This is a genomic window from Stakelama pacifica, assembly GCF_004361835.1.
Taxonomy (GTDB): domain Bacteria; phylum Pseudomonadota; class Alphaproteobacteria; order Sphingomonadales; family Sphingomonadaceae; genus Sphingomonas; species Sphingomonas pacifica.
Map to the genome: position 1 here is coordinate 80275 of NZ_SNWD01000002.1, position 13843 is coordinate 94117.

At 64.2% G+C, this 13843-nt stretch carries 14 protein-coding genes; 3 read left to right on the plus strand and 11 right to left on the minus strand.

What is annotated here, in order from left to right; all coding sequences use genetic code 11:
- Positions 1–301 precede the first annotated feature (301 nt).
- From EV664_RS03575 to dapF, 4 genes are all read right to left on the minus strand, one after another.
- Entirely contained in the window at positions 302–1546 is a 1245-nt protein-coding gene (locus tag EV664_RS03575; protein ID WP_229668131.1) for a DNA-packaging protein, read from the minus strand.
- A gap of 44 nt (positions 1547–1590) precedes the next feature.
- Entirely contained in the window at positions 1591–2154 is a 564-nt protein-coding gene (locus EV664_RS03580) for a hypothetical protein (protein WP_133494334.1), read from the minus strand.
- A 140-nt stretch (positions 2155–2294) separates the two neighbouring features.
- Positions 2295–3182, minus strand: coding sequence for a DMT family transporter (locus tag EV664_RS03585; protein WP_133494335.1), 888 nt, complete (start codon positions 3180–3182; stop codon positions 2295–2297).
- Positions 3183–3409: 227 nt separating this feature from the next.
- Entirely contained in the window at positions 3410–4357 is a 948-nt protein-coding gene (gene dapF / locus EV664_RS03590; RefSeq protein WP_133494336.1) for a diaminopimelate epimerase, read from the minus strand.
- 120 nt (positions 4358–4477) lie between these two features.
- On the opposite strand from dapF, the gene EV664_RS03595 reads away from it, so the two are divergent.
- Positions 4478–5125 (plus strand): YqaA family protein, encoded by a 648-nt coding sequence (locus EV664_RS03595; protein WP_133494337.1) that lies wholly within the window; start codon positions 4478–4480, stop codon positions 5123–5125.
- A gap of 201 nt (positions 5126–5326) precedes the next feature.
- Here the strand turns inward: EV664_RS03595 and rpoN are convergent, their stop codons facing one another.
- The 6 genes from rpoN to EV664_RS03625 all read right to left on the minus strand — a co-directional run bounded on the left by rpoN (position 5327) and on the right by EV664_RS03625 (position 10356).
- A complete protein-coding gene (gene rpoN / locus EV664_RS03600; protein WP_133494338.1) occupies positions 5327–6820 on the minus strand; it encodes an RNA polymerase factor sigma-54 in 1494 nt (497 codons plus the stop codon).
- 4 nt (positions 6821–6824) lie between these two features.
- Positions 6825–7601 carry an LPS export ABC transporter ATP-binding protein gene (gene lptB / locus EV664_RS03605; RefSeq protein ID WP_133494715.1) on the minus strand — a complete coding sequence of 259 codons (777 nt, stop codon included), beginning with the start codon at positions 7599–7601 and terminating at the stop codon, positions 6825–6827.
- Positions 7602–7704: 103 nt separating this feature from the next.
- On the minus strand, positions 7705–8238 hold the full coding sequence (locus EV664_RS03610) for an LptA/OstA family protein (protein WP_133494339.1): 534 nt from the start codon (positions 8236–8238) through the stop codon (positions 7705–7707).
- A complete protein-coding gene (lptC, locus tag EV664_RS03615) occupies positions 8238–8882 on the minus strand; it encodes an LPS export ABC transporter periplasmic protein LptC (RefSeq protein ID WP_133494340.1) in 645 nt (214 codons plus the stop codon). Before lptC ends, EV664_RS03610 begins: the two co-directional genes overlap by 1 nt.
- 12 nt (positions 8883–8894) lie before the next feature.
- On the minus strand, positions 8895–9512 hold the full coding sequence (locus EV664_RS03620; RefSeq protein ID WP_133494341.1) for a ribonuclease D: 618 nt from the start codon (positions 9510–9512) through the stop codon (positions 8895–8897).
- Positions 9513–9543: 31 nt separating this feature from the next.
- A complete protein-coding gene (locus tag EV664_RS03625; RefSeq protein ID WP_133494342.1) occupies positions 9544–10356 on the minus strand; it encodes a TerC family protein in 813 nt (270 codons plus the stop codon).
- 210 nt (positions 10357–10566) lie between these two features.
- Here EV664_RS03625 and EV664_RS19610 point away from each other — a divergent pair, with 210 nt between their 5' ends.
- Both EV664_RS19610 and EV664_RS03635 read left to right on the plus strand, forming a co-directional pair.
- Positions 10567–11382: a cold-shock protein gene (locus tag EV664_RS19610; protein ID WP_133494343.1), complete on the plus strand. Its 816-nt coding sequence runs from the start codon at positions 10567–10569 to the stop codon at positions 11380–11382.
- A gap of 54 nt (positions 11383–11436) precedes the next feature.
- Complete coding sequence (locus EV664_RS03635) at positions 11437–12243, plus strand: glutaminyl-peptide cyclotransferase (RefSeq protein WP_188656365.1); 807 nt, start codon at positions 11437–11439, stop codon at positions 12241–12243.
- Here the strand turns inward: EV664_RS03635 and EV664_RS03640 are convergent.
- Positions 12236–13840: a cisplatin damage response ATP-dependent DNA ligase gene (locus EV664_RS03640; RefSeq protein ID WP_133494344.1), complete on the minus strand. Its 1605-nt coding sequence runs from the start codon at positions 13838–13840 to the stop codon at positions 12236–12238. The two genes, EV664_RS03635 and EV664_RS03640, sit on opposite strands and share 8 nt — an antisense overlap.
- Positions 13841–13843 lie beyond the last annotated feature (3 nt).

Genomic DNA, 13843 nt, shown 5'->3' on the forward strand with positions numbered 1-13843 from the left:
CTTCCTTTGATGCCGCCGGGCGAGAATATTCTCGCCCGGTTTGGCATTTCCCGCAACGGTCGACAACACCGTCGCCCCGGCGACGGCCGGGGCCGCCACCGTCTGCCACCCAAGCCAACCCCAAACCCGTCATTGCGAGGAGCGCAGCGACGAAGCAATCCAGAGCGCCGCGCGCCGACGCCGGATCACCTCACCCCACACCAACCGCCACCGCCCCGCGCGAGCCAACGCCACACGCCAACGGACCCGGCCTTCGCCGGGGCGACGCTTGTTGTCGCAACCCGGCGAATAAACACCCCCCTCACCCCAACAACCGTATCCCGACCTGCGCCCGCCGCTTGAGCATCAACTCGGTGAGCCCCCACACCAGCGCATCGGCGCGATCGGGCGACCGCCCCGGCCCTTCATAGCCGCCCCCGCTCACCAGCCCGCACATCTCATCCTCCAGCGCGGGAAACGCGCCGATATGCGCGACCTTCCCGCCCTCATACAAAGCCGCGACCGGCTCGGCGCGCGCCACCTTCCCCCGGCTCGCATGGACCAGCTTTACCGGCAGCGCGGCATCGGCGGCAATCAGCACGCTGCGCACCATCTCACCGCCATTATTCGCCTCGGCCACCACCCGATCCGCACCATTACGCACCGCGCACGCCGCCACCGCCCGCGCCCAGCGTTCGGGGCTGGTCGCCGCGACGCTCGCATCCTCCAGCACATAGGCTTTCCCATCGCGCCCCAGCGCCACCGCAACGATCCCGCACGCATCGCCCTTGCTCCCGGCAGGCGGATCGACCGCTACCACCACCCGGCGCAGCGCAGGCACCGCCCGCACCCGCACATTCTCCAGCAAGTCGCGACTCCATAACGCCCCCGCGACATCCTCGATCAGTTCGCCGTCCAGCTCCTGCCGACCCAGCCGCGTGCCGCCATAATGTTCCTTCACCGCATCGATAAACGCGGGGGGAAGCTGCACATTATCGGTCGTCCGCCCGCGCACCAGCGCCACATCGTCGCGCTTCATCATCTCGCGCAGCAGCGGGATCGGGCGCGGTGTCGTCGTCACCAGCACGCGCGGTGCTTCGCCCAGCCGCATGCACATCGCCAGATTGTCCCAACATTCCCTCGGATACGACCATTTCGCAATCTCATCGCACCATGCGGCGGTAAATTGCGGCCCGCGCAGCCCGTCGGGCCGCTCGCCAGAATGGACAAAGGCCTGCGCGCCATTGCGCCACACCAGCCGCCCGCGCGACACTTCGAAGGTCGGCAGGTCGTCGTCGCGCACCACGCTCGCCAAAATCCCGCTTTCGCCTTCGATCATAACGCTGCGCACCTCCGCCATGGTCGCACCGACCAGCGCGATCCGGGCACCCGAGTCGGCTTCGGCAAGGCTACGCACCCATTCCGCGCCGGTTCGCGTCTTGCCGAACCCGCGCCCGGCAAGCATCAGCCAGGTCCGCCAGTCGCCCGGCGGCGGCAATTGCCGGGGATCGGCCCATACCTCCCAGGTGCCGAGCAGCGTCTTCCAGTCCTGATCCCGTTTCTCCAACCTGCGTCGCTCTTCGGCGGTGGCAAGGAGTTCCGCGCGCTCCTTCACGCCTCCTCTCCTGCATCTCCGGCGTCGTCATTGTCGATCACCGTGCCCCTCGCGATCTGCGCCGCCGCGATTCTGTCCAGCCGCCGCAGCACTTCGGCCTTGGCCTCTTCCTGCGTCATCCCGCGAATCCCCGCCACGGCAGGGCCGCCGCCCGTCCGGTCATAGATTTCCGGACGCCGCGCCTTCAGGATGAACATCGCCAGCGCGTCCGAATAATTGCGGACATTGCCGACGATCTCGCCGCGATAATACACCGGCTTTTCGACCCCCCGCGTCGCGCGATCGACCAGTTCCGCCTCCAGATTGTCGAGCGCCTCGGCCACCGCCGCATCCCAGTCGCGTGCGAATTTGGGCTGTTTCGCCCGGTGCGCATAGACGGTCGAACTCGACAACCCCGCCTCGCGCGCCGCCCGGCTGACATTGCCGGTCTGGCGTAGCACTTCCAGAAAGCACGCCTTGCGCACCGGCAGCGACACGGTGCGCGCCTTCGCGACCGCTTTACGCCTTACCCCTTTGGTTGCTCGCCTCGCACCTTGACCGGTCACCCGCTCGCCCACCATTCGCCCCTCCCGCGCACAAAAAAAGGCCGTAAAAGCGACCTTCGCCGCCCGGCCCGTCCTCGTCTCGACTCACATTTTCTCAGCGTGCCGAACAGGTGACACAACAGCGTGACGATGTCAAGAGCAAATAACCTATATGGTTACAATCGCGCCCGCACCAGATAGCCCCGGCGATAGGTTCTGGCGGGCCGCAGGATGATGATCAGCACGCCCAGCACCGCAATCCCGGCGCCTGTGATCAGCAAAATTCCGACCGGATCTCTGGTCAGCCATGCGCCAAACACAATCGTAAGGATCGGCGTCATCAGCGTCAGCGGCGCGATCAGGTTCGCGTCATAGGTTTTCAGCATCCGGAAATAGGCGGTGTGCGCGAGGACCGACACGACCAGCCCCGAAAAGCAAAGCGCCGCCACGAATCGCCATCCCGCAGCAAGCACCGCACTGAACTGCCCGCTTTCCGTAACCGCGCTCAGCGGCAACAACACGATCACCGACGCCAGCCCGGCCCAGGCCTGAACCTGCGCAGCGCTCGACTCCAATTGTTTCAGCACCACCGCCCCCAGCGCTGCGACGGCCGCCGACCCGGCGATCAGGTACAGGCCGCTCGACGCTTCCATGCTCGACGGCGATGCGATGGCGATCACCACGCCGATAAAGGTCACCGCAATCCCGACCCCGCGCCGCCAGCCGATCTTTTCCTTCAGCAGCAAAATCGCGAACAGAACCGTCAGCGGCGCACCCGACAAATTCACAATGGCGGCGGAGGCGGGCGTGGCGCTTTTCAGACCCAAAAACAGCAAGGCGAACGACCCACCACTGATCGCGAAGCCAACCGCAGCGGTTTTGAACCATTGCGGCGGCAGCGTGCGAAACACCGGAATCAGCGCGATTGCCACCACGGCGGCACGCAGCGCTGCATAGAAAATCGGCGGCACGCCAAGGTCGCCGACCACCAGCTTGCTGACCACCACATTCAGCGCCCAGACCACACAGATCAGCATCAGGCCAAGAAAGCTGCGAAACGGCATTGGTGAAAGCTTATCAGCCCTGCGGCAAAAGGCGAGGGCGCGGCACAAAAAGCCCTAAGCCAGTGTGGATTGATCCAAACCTGTCGCACCATCGTCATTGCGAGCCCACAGGGCGAAGCAATCCAGAGCGGCGTCCACATCACTGGATCGCTTCGTCGCTCCGCTTCTCGCGATGACGATTCGTTCAGTGAAGCGCGCTTACCGCCACATCCCGTTACCCACCCGAATCAGTCGAGGCTCGCGACCAGCGCCCCCCACGCCTTCGCCTCATCGAACCGCCGGTTATGCACCACCAGTTCGCCCAGCCTGCCCGCCGCCGGATCAATCTCGATTCCTGCGTCATAGGTGAAGGTCGCATTGCCCCGGATCGACACCAGTCCGCCCGATTCGGGTGCCTGCGCCTCAGCGACGACCATGCCGCCCCGGTTGCGAATCATCACCGCCGTGCCAAATTCCTTGCGCCCGGTCAGCCCGGCGGCAAAGGCGCTCGCCGCCATCGCACTGCCACAGCTATCGGTCAGGCCGACCCCGCGCTCATAGGTCCGCACGAACAGGCCTTGCGGCTCGGCCACCACGAAACTCACATTCGCGCGCGCCGGGATCAGGTCCGGCCCCGCCTCGCACCAGTCGCCCAGCGCGACCAGTTCCGCCTCATCCACCGCATCGACAAAGGTGACCAGATGCGGGTTCGGCATCGCGACGCCGGTAAAGCGCCGCTCGCTCGGCAGGCCCGGAATCTGCGAATCCACTACCGGCGCATCGACCTTCACTCCAACATCGGCGGGATCGGTGGATGCCGGTCCGGCGCGCGTTTCGATCGTCACCACGCCATCGGCAATCGCCTCGCACCGCCGCGCGGTCGCACTGCTGGTCTTCAGCTTCACCCGCGCTTCGTTCAGCCCTGTGAGTTCGAACCCCAGCCGAGCCGTACAGCGCAGCCCGTTCAGGCACGTCTCGGCCTCGCTCCCGTCGGAATTGAACATCCGCATCCCGAAATCATGGGCCGCATCGCCCGGCGTCAGCAGCAACAGTCCGTCCCCGCCCACCGGCCCTTCGCGGTTCGCAAGCAGCCGGGCCACATTCGCCCATTCCTCATCCGAAAGCGTCAGAGCGCGCGCATCGACCAGCGGAAAATCATTCCCCGATCCGTGACATTTGATGAAGCTGATCTGCATGGGGGCGCAATGTACGCACCGCCCACCGGGCAGGCGAGCGGATTTTTGTCCCGTAACGATCCCATGCCACGCACACGCCCCTGCTTCCCAAGTCCGGGCCGCTTCGCTAAGCACCAGCGCATGCTACGCCGCCTCTATGACTGGATGCTCGCAAAGGCGGCGCATCGCCATGCCGAACGCTGGCTGTTCCTCTTCGCCTTTGTCGAATCGAGCTTTTTCCCGGTGCCCCCGCACCCGCTGCTCGGCCTGATGTGTCTTGCCCAGCCAAAGCGTGCGCTGCGCTATGGCGCGATCTGCACGATCGGGTCGGTTCTGGGCGGTCTGCTCGGCTATGCCATCGGCTATTTCGTGTACGACGCCTTTGGTCAGCAATTGCTGCAATGGCTCCACCTTGCCGACAAATTCCCCTCGGCCGCCTGCTACCTTCGCGAATATGGCGCGCAGCTCATCATCGTGAAGGGCGCGACCCCGATCCCGTTCAAACTGGTGACGATCACCGCAGGCTTCATTCATATGAACCTGTTCACCTTTATCTGGGCAAGCATCGTCAGCCGGGGTTTCCAGTTCATGCTGGTCGGCCTGCTCTTCCGCCTGTTCGGCGCATGGGCAAAGGCGTTTATTGAGAAATATCTGGGCCTGCTATCGATCGCCTTCGTCGTGCTGGTGATCGGCGGCTTCCTGCTCGTCAGCCAGCTTGAGGGCGGCCATGGCGGCGCGAACGACCCGTGCACCAACCCCGCGCCGATCGCCGCGAAACGGGTGGTATAACCCCAATCGTCGCCCCGGCGCAGGCCGGGGCCGCAAGCGTCGGCCACCCGTCCTGTCGCGCCTGTCCCGGCATCCATCGCTCCGCAAACCCGCCTAATCAGCCTCTTGCGGAAAAACACGCGCCCCAAAACCCGCTGGTCCTGAGCCCGGCGAAGGACCGCCCTTCTTCTCTTATCAAACCAGCAGTCGGCTCGCGCAGCCTTACCCGCCCAGCGCCTTTTGCCGCCGCCGCTGCACCGAAGACCCGATCCCCATCGATTCGCGATATTTCGCCACCGTGCGCCGCGCGATATCGAACCCCTTCGCCTTCAACAGTTCCACCAGCGTATCATCCGACAAAATCTTCTTCGGCTCTTCCGCCGCGATCAGCGCGCGAATCGCCGACTTCACCGCCTCAGCCGAAACCGCATCGCCGCCATCGGCTGCCTGAATCGCGCTGGTGAAGAAATATTTCAGCTCGAACAGGCCGCGCGCGCAGCTCAGATATTTGTTGCTGGTCACCCGGCTCACGGTCGATTCGTGCATCTCGATCGCATCGGCGACCTGACGCAGCGTCATCGGCTTCAGATGCGCAACGCCGTTCAGGAAGAACGCTTCCTGCTGCTTCACGATCTCACTCGCGACCCGGATGATCGTGCGCTGTCGCTGGTCGAGCGCTTTCACCAGCCAGTTGGCGCTGGCAAGACAGTCCGAAAGCCAGCTTTTCGACGCCTTGTCCTGCGGCCCCGAAGACAGTTCGGCATAATAGGACCGGTTGATCAGCACGCGCGGCAGCGTCGCGCTGTTAATCTCGACCGCCCAGCCGCTGCCGCGCCGCGCAATAAAGATATCGGGCACCACCGCCTGCGCCGCCTCACCGCCGAAGCGCAGGCCGGGCTTGGGATCATAGCCGCGCAGCTCGCGCACCATATCGGCCATATCCTCGTCATCGACCCGGCATATCCGTTTCAGCCGCGCCATCTCACCGCGCGCTACCAGATCGAGATTGTCGATCAGCGCCGCCATGCACGGATCGTATCGATCCGCCTCTTTCGCCTGCAGCGCCAGGCATTCGGAAAGCGACCGCGCGCCCACGCCGGTGGGATCAAAGGTCTGGATGATCGCCAGCACTGCCTCGACCCGCGCCAGCGGCACGCCCAGCCGGTCCGCAATGTCGCGCAGCGGCACGGTGATATAGCCCGCCTCGTCGATCTGATCGATCAGATGCGCCGCGATAAACGAATCGCCCCCTGCAATCGCTGCCCCCGCCTGCGCCAGCAGGTGATCGGAAAGACTTTCGGCTCCGCTTGCAAAGCTATCGAAATCCGGTCCGTCCTCAGGCATCGCCCCCGACGCCGCACCGCCCAGCCCAAGCGCGCCGTCCAGCCCGCCCATCGAATCGGCGGCGCTGTCATGGTGGAATGATTCGACCGACAGATCGACATCCAGCGCCGCCTCGCCCGCGCCCTCGCCTTCGCGCAGCAATTCGGTCGCATCGGCGGGCCCATCGCGCATCTCGCGCATTTCCGGCTCGCGCTCGCCCGGCCCATCGTCATCGCCACGCGATTCGAGCAGCGGGTTCTTCTCAATCTCTTCGGCGAGATAGGTTTCGATTTCGAGGTTCGACAGCGCCAGCAGCCGAATCGCCTGCTGAAGCTGCGGCGTCATCACCAGCGATTGCGACTGGCGCAGATCGAGGCGCGGGGCGAGGCTCATAGCCCTACAGCGAAAAGCCCTCGCCCAGATACAGCCGCCGGACATTCTCATCGGCGACCAGTTCGGACGGCGAACCGGTGAACAATACCCGCCCGTCATAGATGATATACGCGCGGTCGACGATTTCCAGTGTCTCGCGGACATTGTGATCGGTGATCAGCACGCCGATATCGCGGTTCTTCAACTCGGCGACCAGATCGCGAATATCGGCGATCGAGATCGGATCGATGCCGGCAAACGGTTCGTCGAGCAGCATGATCTTCGGATCGGCGGCCAGAGCCCGGGCAATCTCGGCCCGCCGCCGCTCACCGCCCGACAGCGCCATCGCAGGCGATGCCCGCAACCGGGTCAGGCCGAATTCGTCGAGCAGTTGGTCGAGCCGCCGCTCGCGCGCCGCTTTGTCCGGTTCGGCAAGCTCCAGCACCGCCATGATATTCTTTTCGACCGACAGCCCGCGAAAGATCGAGGTTTCCTGCGGCAGATAGCCCAGCCCAAGAATGGCGCGGCGATACATGGGCAGCGGGGTGATATCCTCGCCGTCGAGCATGATTCGCCCGGCATCGGGCTTCACTAGCCCCATCACCGAATAAAAGCTCGTCGTCTTGCCCGCGCCATTGGGGCCGAGCAGGCCGACAACTTCGCCCCGCGCGACCGACATCGACACATCCGACAGCACGACTCGCTTGTCATAGGATTTGGCGATGGAAACGACCGCCAGCCCTTTGTCGGGCGGCGTTTCGGTAACCGGCTCCAGTTCGGCAAAGCTGCTCGTATCGTCCATCATCTCACCCTATCTGCGCCGAACGGTTCATGCCACCTCGCGCGCCGACGGCATGAATCGTGCATGATTATCGCGCCGGAGGAAAGGGGGTGCGCCGCGCCCTTTAGTTCCGCTTGGGAACCGAGAAGGTTCCCGTCACCCTGCCGTTGCTGCGCGTCACATTGCCCGAATCGTCGCGCCCGCTGCCGACCGCCGAACCGTCGATCGTCGCGCGCCCGGTGTCGAGATTGATCGTCACCCGCCCGCCGTTCAGGACATTGCCGCCCTGATTGAGCGTCACATTGCCGAGCAGGGTCACCACGCGGCTGTTCAGGTCATAGACCGCATATTGCGAGCGAGCTTTCTGGTCGGGCCGGGTGATGACGACATTGCCCGATGCATCCAGCCGCGACACCTGCGGCGATCCGCCGACAATCTGCCCGGTATAATGGACCGTCATCCGCGCCGAATCGAGCGTCATCTCGCCCTGGCGGACCGCGACCGAACCCGACAGAATCGCGCGATTCGCCTTGTCCTGCAATTCGATCTGATCAGCCGAGAAATCGATCGGCGCATTGGTATTGTGGCGCGTCTGCGCCGCTGCGCCGCCTGCCAGAACAAGCGCGCCGAGCAAAATCAGGGGCATGGGCCGTTTCATCAGCGCCCTTTCGCCTGCTTGGGCGCGATCCGCAAGTGGGCATTGCCCTGCAACCGTACCGTACGGTTCTGAAGATCGGCCTGAATCGAATCGCCGCTGAACGTGCCCAACGGCGTGGTGCCCTCCACCTTCTCGTCGCTCTTCATCGTTCGCTGGTTCAGATCGACGACCGCATTGCGCGTATCGATCTTGTACCCGTTCTCGGCGCGGAACGTCGCCGGACCGTCGACCGACACCGTATCCTTCTGCATGTCATAATGGCCCTGACCGGCCTTTAGCTGCGCCGGACCATCGGGCAGCTGAATCTCAGCCGACAGATCGTTCAGCCGCACGACCGGTTCCGCCGAACTGCGCTGCACCGCCGATCCGGCGGTCAGCGTGAAGCTGCGCCCCTTGGTGTCCTCGCCGCGATACTGGGCGCTCACCAGCTTCATTCGTTCCTTCGCCACTTCAACCTTCCGCTTGTCGAGGATGAAGCGCATTTCGGTATCGTTCATCAGCGGCGCAATGACCAGAAACGCGGCCAGCACGCCGACCGCTGCCGGAAGCAGCTTTTGCGCAGTCGCTACCACTTTGTCGTGGGGACTGCCGGGCGCTGCCCATTGCTGGCGCGCGGTTCGGGTGCGGCGCGCTATTTCCGACATGGCCGCCGGTCCTCAGGCATGGGCGAAGATATCGATTTCGGGCCATCCCGCGAGGTCGAGCGCGGCGCGATGCGGCAGGAAGTCGAAACATGCCTGGGCAAGCTCCGTCCGCCCTTCGCGTGCCAGCCGCTTGTCGAGCTCCGCCTTCATGCCGTGCAGATAGCGCACATCTGAGGCTGCATATTCGCGCTGCGCGTCCGAAAGTTCCGGCCCGCCCCAGTCGGACGATTGCTGCTGCTTCGAAATTTCCGCACCGACCAGCTCGCGCGCCAGATCTTTCAGGCCATGCCGATCGGTATAGGTACGCACCAGCCGCGATGCGATCTTGGTGCAGTATACCGGTGCCGCGACGACGCCCAGATAACGTTGAATCGCCGCCAGATCGAACCGCGCGAAATGATAGAGTTTCAGCCGCGCCGGATCAGCCAGCACCGCTTTCAGGTTCGGCGCCGCATAATCGCTGTCGGGGCCGAAGCGCACGAGATGCTCATCGCCCCGCCCGTCGGAAATCTGAACGACGCACAGCCGGTCGCGGGGCGTGATCAGCCCCATGGTTTCGGTATCGACGGCTACAGCGCCGGGGCCCAGCACGTCGGCGGGCAGGTCTTCTTCATGAAAATAAACGGCCATCCGATCCGCCTAGCCCCGAATGGCTGAACGCTCAATGGCCGGTATCGGGACTCGCACCATTCTTTGCGTTTTTTCCTTCGCGCGAGCGCCGCGCAAAAATGTTGAGCGCCTCGACTCCGGCGGAAAAGGCCATGGCGGTGTAGATATAGCCCTTGGGCACATGCACCCCGAACCCGTCGGCGATCAGCACTACCCCGATCATCAGCAGGAATCCCAGCGCCAGCATCACCACGGTCGGATTACGCCCGATAAATTCGGCCAGCGGGTTGGCCGCGAACAGCATCACGCCGACCGCGACGATCACTGCGGTCACCATTACCGGCAGATCGTCGCTCATCCCGACTGCGGTCAGGATCGAATCGATCGAAAACACCATGTCGAGCGCCAGAATCTGCACGATCGCCGACGCAAAGGTCAGGCCCTTCCTGCCCTTTTTATCGAGCACCGAATCGGATTCGTGCGAATCGACATTGTGGTGAATCTCGCTCGTCGCTTTCCAGACGAGGAACAGCCCGCCGCCGATCAGGATCAGGTCGCGCAGCGAAAAGGCGGTTTCGAACGTCGGCTCGCCATGCGGCCCCGGCGCGCCGGTAATGCCCAGATCCACGACCGGCTTGGTCAGCCCGACCAGCCAGGCGATCATCGACAGCAGCACCAGCCGCAGCCCCAGCGCGAGGATGATACCCACCCGCCGCGCCTTTGCCTGCTGATGTTCGGGCAGCTTGTTCGACAGGATCGAGATGAACACCAGATTGTCGATGCCCAGCACCACTTCCAGCACAATCAGGGTCAGCAACGCTGCCCAGGCGGAGGGGTCGGTCAGTAGCGCAGCGATCTCTGCCATCGGTCCTCACAAAAGCCAAATCGGCGGGGGCCGGATAAGTATCTGATAACGAATCGCAAAGTAAGCACAGATTTCGTTCGCGACGCCTGCGATTTTGCGTTACACTGCTTTGTGGTGCAGTTGTTGAAGCGCCCGAAATCCTGCGTTCTTTTCGTCCGGCGCCAGGGCTTCATGGATACCAAAGGACGAACCGGGAAGATGAACAGGGCAATGAGTTTCGATAAAGGACGCCGGGGTGATCGCGGCGGGCGCGGCAGAGACAAGCGGGATTTCTTCGGAGATGAAGGGCCGCAGGATTTCGGGCGCGGCGGCGGTTTTGATGACAGGCGCGGTGGCGGCTTTGGCGGCGGCTTCGGCGGTGGCGATCGCGGCGGTTTCGGTGGCGGTGATCGTGGCGGTTTCGGCGGCGGTGATCGCGGCGGTTTCGGCGGCGGCGGCGGCGGTGGTTTCCGTGGCGGCGGCGGTGGCGGCGGGCGCGGCATGCCCCCCCAGGTCGTCGGCGAAGCGACCGGCGTGGTCAAATTCTTCAACGGACAAAAGGGCTTTGGCTTCGTCGTTCGTGATGATGGCGGCGAAGATGTGTTCGTGCACATTTCTGCGGTCGAGCAGGCAGGGCTTACCGGACTGGCCGAAGGTCAGCCGCTCGGCTTCACGCTCGTCGATCGCGGCGGCCGCGTCTCGGCGACCGATCTGAAGATCGACGGCGAACCGATGCCGGTCGAAGAGCGCGCACCGCGCGAACGCGAAGGCGGCTTTGGCGGCGGCGCCCCCGGCGGTGCTCCGCGCGGCGGCCCGCAGCGTCAGCTCACCGGTGAGAAGGCGACCGGAACGGTCAAATTCTTCAACGCGATGAAGGGCTTCGGCTTCATTCAGCGCGACGATGGTCAGCCCGACGCTTTCGTCCATATCTCCGCCGTCGAACGCGCCGGCATGCCGACGCTGAACGAAGGCGACCGGCTCGAATTCGAGCTGGAAGTCGATCGTCGCGGCAAATATGCCGCCGTCAATCTGCAGCCGATGCAGTAACGGTTCGCGCGGGTCCGGAATCGCGCGATGCGTCGATACCGATTCGCGAAAATCATGAGCGGGGTCGCGGCACTGGTCGCGGCCCCGCTGTTCGCGTACAGCCTGCCCGCGCAGCAGGCGGCGCCCGCGCCATCGACGGCGGCACCTGCCCGCCCACCGACTCTGCGTGCTGAGGTCCTGGCGCGCCTGCCGCATGACACCAATGCCTTTACCGAGGGGTTGTTCTTCCGCGACGACAAATTCTTCGAAAGCACCGGTCAGATCGGCATTTCGGACATTCGCGAGGTTGATCCCGCGACCGGCAAGGTCCTTCACCGCGTCGCGATCGATCCCTCGCTGTTCGGCGAAGGAATTACCGACTGGAAGGATCAGATCCTCAGCGTCACCTGGAAATCGGGCAAGGGCTTCCGGTGGAAGCGCGATTCGCTGAAACCGGTCGGCAGCTTTCGCTATCCGGGTCAGGGCTGGGGCATGACCTCTTCACCCGATTCGATCATCCTCTCCGACGGTACGCCGCAGCTGCGCTTCATCGATCCGAAGGATTTTTCGGAAAAGCGACGCCTGACCGTCACGTTTCGCGGCGATCCGATCAACAATCTCAACGAACTCGAATGGGTCGACGGCACGATCCTCGCCAATGTGTGGCGGGTAAATGCCATCATTCAGATCGATCCGAAAAGCGGCGCGGTGATGAAGGTTATCGATCTCGATCCGCTCGCCCGCGAAATCCATGCCACCGATCCCGATTCGGTCCCGAACGGCATCGCATGGGATGCCAAACGGCGACGGCTGTTCGTTACCGGCAAGAACTGGCCCACCATCTTTCAGATCGCATGGCCCGCACCGCCAGCGACTAACTGATCATCCGGCGCAGCGTTTCGATTCGATCGGCCTCGGCGGCCGGCTTGTCGCGGCGGATGCGCGCGATCCGGGGAAAGCGCATCGCGAGCCCCGATTTGTGCCGCTTCGAATCATGCACCGAATCGAACGCTACTTCGAGCACCAGCGTCTTTTCCACCTCGCGCACCGGCCCGAACCGCCCGACCGTATGGTTGCGCACAAACCGGTCGAGCCATTTCAGTTCCTCATCGGTAAATCCCGAATAGGCCTTGCCCACCGGCAGCAACTCGCCCGCTTCGTTCCAGCACCCGAACGTATAGTCGGAATAAAAGCTCGACCGCCTCCCATTACCGCGCTGCGCATACATCATCACGCAATCGGCGGTCAGCGGATCGCGCTTCCATTTATACCAGAGCCCCACCCGGCGGCCCGCAACATAGGCCGAATCGCGACGCTTCAGCATCACGCCCTCGATTGCCCCTTCGCGCGCGCCCTCGCGAATTTCGGCAAGCTGTTCAAAATCCTCGGCTTCGATCAGCGCCGACAGATCGAACCGGTCCGGATCGAGCCGTGCCACAAACGCTTCCAGCCGAGCCCGCCGCGCTTCCCAGTCCAGCGCGCGCAGGTCCTCCTCGCCGTCGAACAGCAGGTCATAGCAGCGCACGAACGCCGGGCTGTCGCGCAGCATCTTCTTCGTGACGCTCTTGCGATTGAGCCGCTGCTGCAGCGCGTTGAAACTGGCAGCACCTGCCCCGTCGCCCAGCGCGCCACCCTGCCCTTCGCCGCGGACCAGCAATTCGCCATCGACCACGCCCGTCACTTCAAACGCTGACGCGACATCGGGAAAGGCAGCGCTGATATCGTCGCCGGCGCGGCTATAGAGGCGCGTCTCGCCCGCCACCCGGACGATCTGCACGCGGATGCCGTCCCATTTCCACTCGGCGGCATAATCGGCGAGATTGATGTCGGTATCTTCCAGCGGATGGGCGAGCATGAACGGGCGGAATACCGGCACATCCGCCGGGGTGGGCTGGCTCCCGCGCCCCTCGCCCCACGCGAATAGTTCGACATAAGGCGGTTTCAGCCCGTGCCAGACCTCCTCCACCGCATCCACATCCAGCCCGAAGCCCTGCGCCAGCGCCGTTTTGGCAAGCCGCGCCGACACGCCCACGCGAAGCCCGCCGGTGGCGAGCTTCAACAGCGCGAACCGCTCCTCCGCCGCCAGCCGGTCGAGCATGTCGGCAAGCACCGCCGCCGCCTCGCCGCGCGACAAATGGGCAAGCCGGTCGATGACATTCGCAACGCTCAGCGCTTCGCCGCTCAGCGCCGCCGCCCGCGCTTGGTCGGGCTCAGGCCAGAGCAGCCCCACTGTTTCCGCCGTATCGCCGACGAAATCACGGCTCATGCGAAAAAGGAGCGGATCGACGCGCTCCTCGATCATCGCGCGGATCACCGATGGCTTTACGCCCTTCAGATCGATGTCACCGGTCAGCGCCGCCATCGCCCAGCCGCGATCCGGGTCGGGCGCGGCGCGCAGATAATCGGCGATCAGCTTCAGCTTCGCATTGCGCGACCTTGTGTAAATCAGCCGGTCGAGCAGCTCGGCAAAATCATGCATGAC